This is a genomic window from Parasediminibacterium paludis (assembly GCF_042651445.1).
Classification (GTDB): domain Bacteria; phylum Bacteroidota; class Bacteroidia; order Chitinophagales; family Chitinophagaceae; genus Parasediminibacterium; species Parasediminibacterium paludis.
Window position 1 is genome coordinate 17,644 of sequence record NZ_JBHSDC010000002.1, and the last position, 13,175, is coordinate 30,818.

9 protein-coding genes are annotated in these 13,175 nt (G+C 38.1%); 3 read left to right on the forward strand and 6 right to left on the reverse strand.

Annotated elements, in window-relative coordinates:
• The gene (locus tag ACFOW1_RS00620; RefSeq protein ID WP_379011487.1) at positions 1–744 is read left to right on the forward strand and encodes a LytR/AlgR family response regulator transcription factor; all 744 of its coding nucleotides are present in this window, start codon (positions 1–3) and stop codon (positions 742–744) included.
• Positions 745–752: 8 nt separating this feature from the next.
• On the opposite strand, the gene ACFOW1_RS00625 is transcribed toward ACFOW1_RS00620, so the two are convergent.
• Together ACFOW1_RS00625 and glmS are read right to left on the reverse strand one after the other, a co-directional pair.
• Positions 753–2,972, reverse strand: coding sequence for a DUF4954 family protein (locus ACFOW1_RS00625; protein WP_379011490.1), 2,220 nt, complete (start codon positions 2,970–2,972; stop codon positions 753–755).
• A gap of 117 nt (positions 2,973–3,089) precedes the next feature.
• Positions 3,090–4,928, reverse strand: coding sequence for a glutamine--fructose-6-phosphate transaminase (isomerizing) (gene glmS / locus ACFOW1_RS00630; protein WP_379011493.1), 1,839 nt, complete (start codon positions 4,926–4,928; stop codon positions 3,090–3,092).
• Positions 4,929–5,019: 91 nt separating this feature from the next.
• Between glmS and ACFOW1_RS00635 the strand changes: the two genes are divergently transcribed.
• Positions 5,020–5,625, forward strand: coding sequence for a GNAT family N-acetyltransferase (locus ACFOW1_RS00635; RefSeq protein WP_379011494.1), 606 nt, complete (start codon positions 5,020–5,022; stop codon positions 5,623–5,625).
• Between the two features lie 49 nt (positions 5,626–5,674).
• Here the strand turns inward: ACFOW1_RS00635 and ACFOW1_RS00640 are convergent, their stop codons facing one another.
• From ACFOW1_RS00640 to gltB, 4 genes are all read right to left on the reverse strand, one after another.
• On the reverse strand, positions 5,675–6,031 hold the full coding sequence (locus ACFOW1_RS00640; RefSeq protein ID WP_379011495.1) for a hypothetical protein: 357 nt from the start codon (positions 6,029–6,031) through the stop codon (positions 5,675–5,677).
• A 2-nt stretch (positions 6,032–6,033) separates the two neighbouring features.
• Positions 6,034–6,453 (reverse strand): clan AA aspartic protease, encoded by a 420-nt coding sequence (locus ACFOW1_RS00645; RefSeq protein ID WP_379011497.1) that lies wholly within the window; start codon positions 6,451–6,453, stop codon positions 6,034–6,036.
• A 100-nt stretch (positions 6,454–6,553) separates the two neighbouring features.
• Complete coding sequence (locus tag ACFOW1_RS00650) at positions 6,554–8,059, reverse strand: glutamate synthase subunit beta (protein WP_379011498.1); 1,506 nt, start codon at positions 8,057–8,059, stop codon at positions 6,554–6,556.
• Positions 8,060–8,168: 109 nt separating this feature from the next.
• Positions 8,169–12,686 carry a glutamate synthase large subunit gene (gltB, locus tag ACFOW1_RS00655; protein ID WP_379011500.1) on the reverse strand — a complete coding sequence of 1,506 codons (4,518 nt, stop codon included), beginning with the start codon at positions 12,684–12,686 and terminating at the stop codon, positions 8,169–8,171.
• 300 nt (positions 12,687–12,986) lie between these two features.
• On the opposite strand from gltB, the gene ACFOW1_RS00660 reads away from it, so the two are divergent.
• A complete protein-coding gene (locus tag ACFOW1_RS00660; protein WP_379011502.1) occupies positions 12,987–13,175 on the forward strand; it encodes a hypothetical protein in 189 nt (62 codons plus the stop codon).

Sequence of the window (13,175 nt, forward strand, 5' to 3'; positions counted from 1 at the left end):
ATGGCAGATATAAAAAAAGTGGTTCTTATAGATGACGAAGACGACGCACGTTTATTGATACGCCAATACATGGAAGATTTTCCACAATTACTAATTATTAAAGAGTGTAATAATGGATTGGATGCGGTAAATACGATTAATAGCCTAGAACCCGATTTGATATTTTTAGATATCCAAATGCCAGGCTTAAGTGGCTTTCAGGTTTTGCAAAAAATTATTCATGTACCACAGATTATTTTTTCTACTGCTTTTGACAACTATGCATTAAAAGCTTTTGATAACAATGCGGTAGATTATTTATTAAAGCCATTTACTAAACAACGCTTTGAACAAGCAGTGAATAAGGTTTTGCTAAATACAACAAAAAATATGGATGGTATTAAAAATTTAAGTGATAATTTACAATCAAATTATACAGCTTATCCAGAAAAAGTTTTGGTAGATAGTGGCAATCGAATGGTGTCGCTACCCGTAAACGATATTGTTTGGTTAGAGGCGGAAGGTGATTATACCAAGTTGCATACATTGCAAAAAAGTTATTTAAGCAGTTATGGTATCGGTACGTTGGAACAAAAGCTAAACCCCACCATTTTTACTCGCATACATCGATCTGCCATTATTAATATCAATTATGTAAAAGAGGTTTTTAAAGACGCCAATGGCTACTATGTGGTGCTTCAAAATAATACCAACCACAAGGTAGGTCGTAACTATCTTGACGCCATTAAGAAGCTGTTTGTATAAATGTATTGTTATTCATGTAGCAAACATTTGCTAATTTCTGCAACTTCTTTTTTAAAATCTATTAATGCAGCGTTTTGCTGTTTAATAAAGCTATTGTCTTCCAGCTTGCCTATAACTTGGTTCATTTCTTCGTTGGTATCATACACCATTTTTTTAAATGGATTCTCGTAATCTTTAGCTCTAGCGGTATAAATACCTTTTACCATCCATTCTTTAGTAGTGATAGCTGCTTGTAATAATTCGGTTAATTGAGTGGAAGTAAATGTTTCGAAATTTATTTGTTTTACCTCTGCAAAACAAGCCAATGCATGGTGTAATTTTTGTGTTTCGTATTTTCGACCTTGTTGTTTATACCATTTATGTACAGCATCCCAACCAAATATATCGCCACTTTTAATGCTATTTTTTAAGTGATCTACATCAGTAGTAGGTATTAATTGCCCACCAATATTTAGCCACTGTGTTCTTTCTAAATGGCTAGGAATAATGGCTTGTAAAGCCCTGAACGATTGAATTTGCTGTTGTGAAATAGCTGCCATTAATTGAATAGCTGCGTAGTAACTGATAAGTTCTTGAAATAATTGATAAGCTTGTAAACTTTTATTAAGTACAACTTTACGCTTCGAATTTTCAATACCTGTTAATACTACTTCTAGCTCGTTAATAGTATCTGTTTCATTGTTTTGCAACAATTTGTTACCCGCAGCTATGGCAGCTTCTTTTGTAAAATTCGCCTGCTGTTTTGTAAGATAGGCTTTACCTACAGCTTCTTCTATAATAGCCAAGGCATCTACCATTTCATTCAGGGTATCAGGTGCTAAATAATGATAGTCTATCTTTTGAATCTTCTCAAAACGTTGGTCTCTGTCTACATATTTCCAACTGTTACGCTCAAGCGCATACATATTGTACATAAACCAATAGCCTGGCATTACCGTAAGTTGATTATTGGTAACATCATTGCCTACTAGCGCAAATGGTATTGGAATATTAAGTTCAGCAGGGTAGTCGCCTTTGGCTAGTATGGTAAAAGAAGCAAACTTGCTGTTGTGTTTTAAACTAACACATAAGCCCGGCCAAAACCCTCTACCAGCGATAATTTCACCGTCGGCGGCACGACTATTATGGTTACTGCCAATGGTGGCTCCAGCAGCAATATTGCTTTGCCCCATTATTAATGCAGCACATAAAAAAGAATTATTGTGATGTTGCTCGTGTGCAGGAAAAATAAGCGAGTTCAACACTTCGCAACAAGAAATAGTAGCATTATTTCCAAGATAAGAGTTAATTAATCGTGCGCCATATTTTAACTGCGAGAACGAAGCCATTACAAAACGCACTGCTTTTACACCATAGAAAATTCTACAACCAAAACCAATAATACCGTTTACCATTTCAACGCCTTCGCCTATTTGGGTTTTACCATTTTCACCCGAGTTGATGGTAAGATTTTTAAGTTTATTGGCGCCTTTTATATAGGCATCTTCACCTATCCAACAGTCTTTAATGATACCACTGTTTTTAATCACCGTACGGCTTCCAATTTTACCATAATAGCCGCGTTTATTATTGTATTTGGCTTCTGTAAATTGTTTAAATTTTTCTAGCAAGGCAGCATCATCTCTATACTTGCTCCACAAATAAGCATCACCTGGCAACATGCGGTTAAAAGGCATAATGCTTCTGCCACCATTTTCGTTGCATACTTCTAGTTGAATCCGAACAGATTCTTTCTCACCTTCTTTTACAATACCGTTACCAAATTTGGCGTGATTGGTGGTTACCAACTCATTCACATTTATGATGATAACTTCATTGCCAATAATAAAATGGCTGAGATAGTTGACATTATCAACGCATACATTATCACCAAAATCTGAACTGATAATAGTGCTATTATACAAGCCAACAGCTACTTTCATATCGCTAAAGCTGAGATAAAATGGCTCTAACTTGCCTATGCGCACAAGCCCATAAAACTTGCAGTTTCTTACCAGTTCGGGGTTAAAAGCTTCTGATACATAAATATTATTCCAATCATCACTGGTATTTCTATTACGTACCAATGCTTCAATTTCATAAGCTGTTAAGCGACGGTAATTGATACCGCTTTTATTCTGCATGTTACGCAGCTTATATTCGTCTTCATTTGGCTGTAAATATTCAGCAGGAATGAAGCCGTAACCAAGCTCAGTAACTAGGGTTTTTTTAATGATGTTTTGTGGCATAATCGTCAGAACCGGAATTTTGAATGATTAAAGGGATTAGGTGATTGTTTTTAAAAATTTGGTAGAATTATCTTCCTAAAAATCTAAATAATCCTACCAAATCCAGGTTCAGACAACTTATTCAACCGTTACACTTTTTGCCAAATTGCGTGGCTTATCTACATCAAAACCTTTGGCGATACCTATAAAGTAGCTTAACAATTGTAATGGTACAACACTTAAAATTGGTGCTATCACTTCGTCAATATCTGATACAAACATGGTATCATTGGCCATGTTTGGTATTACTTCATCGCCCATAGATGCTACTGCAATTACCTTGCCTTTACGGGCTTTAATTTCTTGCACATTACTTACTATTTTCTCATAATATCTATCTTTTGTAGCTGCGAAAACAACTGGTAAGTTTTCATCCACCAAGGCAATAGGGCCATGTTTCATTTCTGCCGCAGGATAGCCCTCTGCATGGATATAAGATACTTCTTTTAGCTTCAAAGCACCTTCTAAAGCTACTGGGAAATTATAACCTCTGCCAAGAAATAAGAAGTCTTTGGCGTCTTTATATTTCTCTGCAATGGCTTTAATGGTATCAACATTGGCTAAAATCTCTTTTACCTTTTCTGGCACAGATTCTAGCGATTTCATTAGTTCTACATATCTGTTATGGTCTATCGTACCTTTTGCGTAAGCAATTTTTAAACCCATCATCATTAATACCGCCAACTGGCCAGTAAAAGCTTTGGTACTAGCCACACCTATTTCAGGCCCGCTATGTGTATAAGCACCAGCATGACTCAAGCGTGCAATACTACTGCCAACGGCATTTACCACACCAAAAATAAACGCGCCTTGTTCTTTGGCATTTTCTAGTGCGACTAAGGTGTCGGCAGTTTCACCACTTTGAGAAATGGCAATAATCACATCGCCTTTGCTGATGATAGGGTTGCGATATCTAAATTCACTAGCGTATTCAACCTCTACAGGAATTCTGCACAATTCTTCAAAAAAGTATTCTGCTACCAAGCCAGCGTGCCAGCTAGTGCCACAAGCTACTATTACTATACGTTGTGCGTTTACCAGTATATCAATATTATTATCTATGCCACTCATGATGATTTGGCCTGTTGTGGCTATTAATCTACCTCGCAAGCAGTCGAATATGGTTTCTGGTTGTTCATTGATTTCCTTCAACATAAAATGGTCATAACCGCCTTTTTCTATGGCAGCTAATTCCATGTCCAGTTGTTGTATAAATGGTGTTTGTTTCTCGTTGCCTAGATTTTTTAAAATCAATTCATCTGCACGAACAATGGCTATTTCATAATCATTCACATACACCACTTCTTTGGTATATTCGATAATAGGCGAGGCATCGCTAGCCAAAAAATGTTCCCCTTTTCCAATCCCAATTACTAAAGGACTGCCCTTACGCGCCGCAATAATGGTATCGGGATCTTTTTCGTCTATCAATAAAATACAGTAGGCACCCACAATACGTTTTAAAGCGATGCGCAGCGCTTCTTCAAGCGTACAGTTATTGTTCTTCTTAATGTCTTCAATAAAGTTGAGTAATACTTCTGTGTCAGTATCACTTTTAAAGGTGTAGCCCTTTTTTAGAAGGTCGTTTTTGATGGGTACATAGTTTTCTATAATACCGTTGTGTAGCATGGCAAACTGACCACTATTGCTTACATGTGGGTGCGCATTTCTATCGCTTGGCTCGCCGTGTGTAGCCCAGCGAGTGTGGCCAATGCCTATATGAGAATGCAAATCGGCACCAATGACATTTTCTTCAAGTTCGGCAACTTTACCTTTTTTCTTATATACGTTCAGTTTGCCATTATCTATTAAAGCCACACCGGTGCTATCGTAGCCGCGGTATTCTAAACGTTTTAAACCTTTTATTACTACTGGGTATGCTTCTCTTGGGCCGATGTATCCTACTATTCCACACATGGTTGATGATAATTTAAGAATGCAATATCAAATTATTTGGTCAAATTACGTTGCGAATATGACAATATTAGTCAAATAAATAGCTATTAAAATGCCAACAGTGCTTGACTTTGAAACCGATTACTTACTAGAAGATGACTGCGTGTTATTGCGCCCTTTACAAGCCAATGATTGGCAAAACCTGCTATATTATGCAGAACAAGAACCAGATATTTGGCAATACTCGCTAGTGCCTGTTGCTGGCAAAGCAAACCTGAAAGGGTATATCAACACTGCTTTAGCAGCTAAAGCTGCTCAAAAAGAATATCCATTTATTGTGTTTGATAAAAGAACGCAACAATACGCAGGTAGTACGCGTTTTTACGATGTGCAACTAGCCAATAATGCCCTACAATTAGGCTACACATGGTATGGCAAGTCATTTCAACGCACGGGCTTAAACCGTCATTGCAAGTATTTATTGCTACAATTTGCATTTGAAACCTTGGGTATAGAACGTGTAGAATTTAGAGCCGATGCCAATAATGCACGCAGTATTGCCGCTATGAAAGCCATTGGCTGCACCGTTGAAGGTATTTTGCGTAGCCATTTACCTTTGCCTAATGGTGGTAGAAGAGATAGTATTGTGTTGAGTATCTTGAAGGAAGAATGGGAAAAGGAAGTGAAGGCGAAGTTGCGGGAGATGATTGAGAGGTGATTGGTTGATGATCTTGAAAAATCCTTTTTATTTTCAATTTGGGATACCTTTATGGAACATCAAGATAAGCGGAACTTATAATATTTATTTCCAATTGTATTTTTTGCAGCTGTTGTAAAGATAAATATATCAATAATAATACTTTCGTTTGAATTATAAAAGCGTCCGCCGCATCGGCGCAAGCTTTTCTGCGGTGGTAAAAGCGTCCGCCGCATCGGCGGAAGCTTTTCTGCGGTTGTAAAACCGTCCGCCACATCGGCGGAAGCTTTTCTGCGGTTGTAAAACCGTCCGCCACATCGGCGGAAGCTTTTTTGCGATAGTAAAATCGTCCGCGGCATCTGCGGGGGGGCTTCACATAGGCATTAATATGATATTTTATGGCAATGTAGCCACTAAATTCAACCACCTTTACTTCAATTTCATTTGTGCAAAATAAGGATGGTCTGGATGCACTTCTAATGACTGCCTTTTCGGATCTATAATTACATCCATGTCCTCCATTGGTATTGCACCTAATAATACTTCGTTATTGCCTGGCAAAACAAGTGCATTGCAAATAGTTGTTCGGTTTTTAAATTTAACAGTTACAGGGCCTACTAAATCGTAGGTTTTTATATCGCCATTGGCTAACTGACCTGTTCGCTTTTCTACAAATGGCAGTTGTAGTTGCGATTGTATGGTTTCATTAATGCACATATTATACGCACCAGAATCTACCAAAGCACTAACATGTATGGTTTTTATTTCTTCTTCGCCTATAATATTTCTTTTAGCCAAAGCAATATCTACGGTATTAATTAATTGCAAATCTGCATAAACTAAGCCCATGGTAACTATTTTAGTGTTATGAATACAAATATAAACAATGCTGCCACCTATTTTTCAATAGATGGCAGTATCAATATTAAAGTAATATTTTAATTACCTATTAAATCATGCCTTCTAATATGCTATGGTCTTTGGTTTCTAAAATAGAACTACCCATCAAAAATTCATCTACTTTTCTAGCACATTCACGGCCTTCGCTAATGGCCCAAACCACTAGGCTCTGTCCACGTCTCATATCGCCTGCGGTAAACACCTTAGCAATATTGGTTTGGTAAGCCTTTTCGGTTGCTTTTACATTGCCACGTTCGTCTAGTTCTACGTCTAGTTGCTCTAGCAAACCCTGCTTTTGTGGATGCAAAAAGCCCATTGCTAGTAAGGCTAATTCGCAAGGTATTTCTCTTTCGCTGCCAGCAATTTCTACAAACTGTGCAGGTCTGCCATCAGCCGTTATTTTCCATTCTAAGTCTACAATGCGTAAAGCTTTTAGGTTGCCATTTTCGTCGCCAATAAATGCTTTCGTATTTACAGCCCAATGTCTGTCAGCACCTTCTTCATGCGACGAAGTGGTTTTTAAAACCATTGGATACGAAGGCCAAGGCATATTTGGTGTTCTTGTTGCAGATGGTTTTGGCATCAATTCAAACTGCGTTACAGATTTTGCCCCATGACGGTTACTTGTACCCACACAGTCGCTACCAGTATCGCCACCACCTATTACAACTACATTTTTGCCAGTTGCTCTAAGCGCTTCTTGAAAAATGTTACTTTCAATGCTAGCATGTGCATGAGGATCTTTACCAGCAACTGTTTTATTGTTTTGTTTTAAAAATTGCATGGCATAGTATACACCTTTCAATTCTCTACCTGGTACAGGTAAATCTCTAGGTACGGTACTACCACCTGCAAGTACAATTGCATTGTATTCACGTAATAAGTCGCCTATATGTACATTTACGCCCACATTAGCGTGGCATTTAAATGTAATACCTTCTTCTTCCATTACCGCAATACGTCTGTCAATCACGTTTTTCTCTAGCTTAAAATCTGGTATACCATAGCGTAGCAAACCACCGGGCGCATCATCTCTTTCAAATACTGTTACTGTATGACCAGCATAGTTTAATTGCGCTGCAGCAGCCAAGCCAGCTGGGCCACTACCTATAACCGCCACTTTTTTACCCGTACGTAAGTTGGGTTTACGAGGTACTACAAACCCTTCTTTAAAGGCTATCTCTATAATGTGTCTTTCAATTTCTTCAATAGCCACAGGCGGTTGATTAATACCAAGCACACAAGCACTTTCGCAAGGCGCAGGGCATATTCTACCGGTAAATTCAGGGAAATTGTTCGTACTTACCAATATATCGTAGGCTTCTTTAAAGTTACCATCGTACACCGCATCATTAAATTCAGGAATCACATTGCCCAAAGGACAGCCATTATGGCAAAAAGGTACACCGCAATTCATGCAGCGAGCCGATTGTTTACCAAGTTCTTCCTGAGAATATTGATGCACAAATTCTTTATAATCTTGCTTGCGTTCTTCAACCGAACGCTTAGAAGGTAAGGTTCTTGTGAACTCTAAAAATCCTGTTGGTTTACCCATTTTGTTATGCGTTATAAGTTATTCGTTTAAAGTTTTTTGGTTACCAGCTTTGGTACATCCATTAAACTTCGTTGCGTCGCACACTTGTGCGTTAAGTACTTTTCGCGGCTTATGCCTCTTGCTTTTGGCCAGCTGCTTTTTCTTGCAATACTTTCTTGTAATCTCTTGGGAAAACTTTGACAAAGTTTTTCAACTGATTATCAAAATCGTCTAATACAAATTTGGCTACTGTACTACCTGTGTTGTCGTAATGCTTGCTAATAAAGCCTTTTAGTTCATCAATATCCTCAGCAGACACAGGATCTAAGTCAATCATTTCCATATTACAGTTGCTAGCAAATGTGCCTTTTACATCGTACACATAAGCAATACCACCACTCATACCTGCGGCAAAATTTCTACCAGTATCGCCTAGTATTACTACACGGCCACCAGTCATGTATTCGCAACCATGGTCACCTACACCTTCTACTACCACACGACCACCAGAGTTACGCACTGCAAAACGTTCGCCTGCTTTACCTCTTATAAATACATCACCATCAGTAGCACCATACATAGCCACATTGCCAATAATGATATTGTCTTCAGGCGTGAATGTTGCTTTTTTAGAAGGATATACAATCAATTTAGCACCGCTTAAACCTTTACCAAAATAGTCATTTGCATCACCTTCTAATTCAAGCGTTACACCTTTGGTATTAAATGCACCAAAACTTTGACCCGCAGTACCTGTAAACTTAAAGTGTATAGTATCTGGCGCTAAACCTAATGAGCGGTAACGTTTGGTAATTTCATTAGATAAAATAGTACCAACCGTTCTATCTGTATTTTTAATACTAAACGAGCCTGTTGCTTTTTCTTGATTGTTTAAAGCACCTTTAGCTGCTTCGAGCAATTTCCAGTCTAGTACATCGCTTAAGCCATGGTCTTGTTCTTCTGTATTGTATAAACCTACAAATTCATTCGCTGGTTCTTTGTATAAAATTGGCGACAAATCTAGGTGCTTGTATTTCCAATGAGTAATGTTCTCTTTTTGCTGTAAATACTCTACTTGACCAATCATTTCATTCACAGTTCTAAAGCCCAATTCAGCCATAATTTCTCTCAACTCTTCAACCATAAATTTGAAGAAGTTGATTACATGTTCTGGATCGCCTTTAAAACGCTTACGCAATTCAGGATCTTGTGTGGCCACACCTACAGGGCAAGTATTCAAGTGGCATTTACGCATCATAATACAGCCTTCAACTACTAATGCAGCAGTGGCAACGCCCCATTCTTCTGCACCTAGTAAAGCCGCAATCGCAATGTCTCTACCAGTTTTCATTTGACCATCGGCTTGCAATACCACACGGCTGCGGAGTTTGTTTTTAACCAATGTTTGATGGCTTTCTGCCAAACCTAATTCCCATGGTAAGCCTGCATGTTTAATAGAACTGACAGGGCTAGCGCCAGTACCACCATCAAAACCTGCAATCAGTACCACGTCAGCTTTTGCTTTTGCCACACCAGCCGCAATAGTGCCTACACCTGCTTTTGAAACAAGTTTCACACTAATTCTGGCTTTGCGGTTGGCATTTTTAAGATCAGAGATTAACTGTGCTAAATCTTCAATAGAATAAATATCGTGGTGTGGTGGTGGGGAAATTAAACCTACCCCTGGTGTTGAGTGACGAACACGACCAATCCAATCATCTACTTTATGGCCTGGTAATTGACCACCTTCACCCGGTTTAGCACCTTGTGCCATTTTAATTTGTAATTCATCTGCTTCAGTAAGATATAAGCTAGTAACACCAAATCTTGCACTTGCTACTTGCTTAATAGCGCTGCGCATGCTATCGCCATTTGGTAATGGTGTAAAACGAATTTCATCTTCGCCACCTTCACCTGTATTACTTTTACCGCCAAGGCGGTTCATCGCAATAGCCAATGTACTGTGCGCTTCATGCGATATCGAACCAAAGCTCATTGCACCTGTTGCAAAGCGCTTGTAAATGTTCTCTGCAGGTTCTACCTCACTAATATCTATCGATGGACGTAAATGTTTAAATTCTAATAAGCTTCTGAGCGTGCAAGCTTTTTGTTCTTGGTCGTTAACAGATTTTGAATATTTTTTGAAAGTCGCATAATCATTAGTGCTCGTAGATTGTTGCAACAAATGGATAGTAGTTGGGTTAAACAAATGAAACTCACCTTTACGTTTCCATTGATACATGCCACCCACAGGTAATCTTTCTACTGGAATTTCTTTTTTGCTAAATGCAAATTGGTGTTTGGCCAATGTCTCTTTTGCAATTTCATCTAAGCCCATCCCTTCAATACGAGAAGTAGCACCTGTAAAATATCTATCAACCACTTGTTTATTTATACCTACAATCTCGAATATTTGTGCGCCTTGGTAAGACTGTAAGGTAGAAATACCCATTTTTGAAAATACTTTCAACAAGCCATCACATACAGCTTTGATGTAATTTTTCTTTAAATGGTCTGGATCTAAAGTTGTATCCAATTTATTGGTCAACTTCATGTCTCTAATGGTAGATAAGGCTAAGTAAGGGTTAATGGCAGTAGCCCCAAATGCAAGTAAGCAGGCAAAATGATGTACTTCCCAAACGTCACCAGCTTCAACAATTAAGCCCACTTGACCTCTATAACCCTTGCGAATTAAATGGTGGTGAACAGCAGCAGTAGCCAATAAAGAAGGTATTGGTGCGTGTTTACTATCAATCGCTCTATCTGTTAAAACAATAACGTCAAACCCATCTTCAACTGCATCTGTTGCGTAGCGGCAAAGCCTTGCTAAGCCTCTTTCTAAAGAGCCGTCTTTTTCATCTGCTCTAAAGTACATCTGTAAGGTTTTCGCTTGAAATAAGCCAGTATCAATACTTCTAATTTTTTCAAGTTCGTAGTTAGACAATACTGGTTGTTTTAGTGCTACACTATGACAAGCCAAAGGATCTTCCACTAATAGGTTACCATTATTACCAGCAAAAGACGCTAAGCTCATTACCAAACGTTCACGAATTGGATCTATTGGTGGATTGGTAACTTGTGCAAATAATTGCTTGAAATAACTGCTTAAATGTTGTGGTTGTTGGCTCAATACTGCCAAAGGAGCATCTGTACCCATCGAACCAATTGGTTCTTTTGCATCCAACGCCATTGGGGCAATGATGGTTTCTAAATCTTCAGTTGAGTAGCCAAATGCTTTTTGGTATTTAAATACTTGATCGTGTTCTAAATGTGTGAAGGTTACACGAGGTCCAGGTAATTCTTCTAGGTTGATTTTATATTTATTCAGCCACTCACCATAAGGTTTTTGTGAGCAAATTTTAGCTTTCAAATCACTATCGCTAATGATTTTTCCTTGCTCCATATCTACCACAAACATTTTACCTGGTTGTAAACGGCCATTTTCTATAATCGTAGTTGGGTCTACTGGTAAAGCACCCGTTTCTGATGCCATAATTACACGGTCATCATTGGTAACGCAATATCTGGAAGGGCGTAAGCCATTTCTATCTAATGTAGCACCAATAATTTTGCCATCGGTAAATGAAATAGAAGCTGGACCATCCCATGGTTCTTGGAATGTTGCATGAAACTCGTAGAATGCTTTTTTAATAGGATCCATTTTTTCTGCATTATCCCAAGCTTCTGGAATTAGCATCATCATAACATGTGGTAATGAACGGCCACAAAGCGTTAATAATTCTATCACATTGTCTAAACAAGCACTATCTGATTGACCTTCAAAAATGATAGGCGATAGCATATCCATTTCTTCTTTTGTAAAATAAGGAGAGAAGAAATGACGCTCACTTGTTTTAAACCAATTAACGTTGCCTTGTACGGTATTAATTTCACCGTTGTGTGCAATGTAACGAAAAGGCTGCGCCAATTTCCATGAAGGAAAAGTGTTAGTAGCAAAACGAGAGTGTACCAAACCATAGGCACTCACCATTCTTTTATCGCTTAAATCGGGGAAATAACTACGCACTTGGTGGCTAGTTAGCTGACCTTTATATACCACTGTTTTATAAGATAAAGACGCTATGTAGAAACCAACTTCATCTTTCTTAATTGTATTGTTAATGGTATGGCTTGCATAGTTGCGAAGCACATATAATTTTCTTTCAAAAGTTTCTACATCACGCACATGATCTGGGCAAGCAATAAATACTTGTTCCATTTCTGGTTCTACCGATAGTGCGGTTGGGCCAATGTCAAACGTATTAACAGGTACTTTTCTATAAGCTAAAATTTCGAAACCTAATTTCTCAGCAGCGCGGTTAAAAATATCACGGCACTCTTCCTTTAAGCGCATGTCTTTAGGGAAAAATAATACACCCACACCATACTTTCCATATGCAGGTAAATGCACACCAGTTTTCACCAATTCGTCGAAGAAAAACTCATGTGTTGTTTGAATCATGATACCTGCGCCGTCCCCCGTATTGCTTTCACAACCGCAAGCGCCACGGTGTTCCATGTTTTCTAAAATGGTGAGTGCATCAGAAATAATTTGATGCGATTTGTTGCCTTTGATGTTTGCAACAAACCCAATACCACACGCATCGTGTTCAAAAGCTGGGTCATATAAACCTGTTGTACTTGCCATTCCAATAAAGATTATAAAGTAAGCTGTTAATATTGTTTGTTTGGTTTTCTCAACAAGCAGTCGTTAGCCATCAAAGATAATTCAATAAAATGGTTTATTCGCTAGATTGTTTCAAAGTTTTAGTCTATTTTATTAGATAATACAACTAAATAGTGTGTAAATTTAGCTAATTTGTGAAAATTGTAATTTCATATTTCCGTTTCTCTCACTTTGATGTCACTATAGATTATCGTTAAAACTATTTTTTAAAAAAGTAATCATGATTTATAATTTTATATATTTGAATCACAACTATTTATCATGGAACTAAATCAAATTTTTCATTGGTACTACCTCTATTTGCTTCAAGCATATTTTACTTGCCGTTATGCTGTCAAAGCTATTTGTGGATTGGCACCAGAATACAGTTTTTTAAAATTATTGATGGTGGCTTGTATTCCTGTTGCGGGCTACTTTATGGCTATGAAAGAGCCCGTTGAGATTGTTTAA

Excerpts from the sequence above, each read along its gene's own strand:
- ACFOW1_RS00625 (WP_379011490.1), bottom strand. The coding sequence starts at position 2,972 with ATGCCACAAAACATCATTAAAAAAACCCTAGTTACTGAGCTTGGTTAC.
- glmS (WP_379011493.1), bottom strand. The coding sequence starts at position 4,928 with ATGTGTGGAATAGTAGGATACATCGGCCCAAGAGAAGCATACCCAGTA.
- ACFOW1_RS00620 (WP_379011487.1), top strand. The coding sequence starts at position 1 with ATGGCAGATATAAAAAAAGTGGTTCTTATAGATGACGAAGACGACGCA.
- ACFOW1_RS00635 (WP_379011494.1), top strand. The coding sequence starts at position 5,020 with ATGCCAACAGTGCTTGACTTTGAAACCGATTACTTACTAGAAGATGAC.
- ACFOW1_RS00650 (WP_379011498.1), bottom strand. The coding sequence starts at position 8,059 with ATGGGTAAACCAACAGGATTTTTAGAGTTCACAAGAACCTTACCTTCT.
- ACFOW1_RS00645 (WP_379011497.1), bottom strand. The coding sequence starts at position 6,453 with ATGGGCTTAGTTTATGCAGATTTGCAATTAATTAATACCGTAGATATT.
- ACFOW1_RS00660 (WP_379011502.1), top strand. The coding sequence starts at position 12,987 with ATGGAACTAAATCAAATTTTTCATTGGTACTACCTCTATTTGCTTCAA.
- gltB (WP_379011500.1), bottom strand. The coding sequence starts at position 12,686 with ATGGCAAGTACAACAGGTTTATATGACCCAGCTTTTGAACACGATGCG.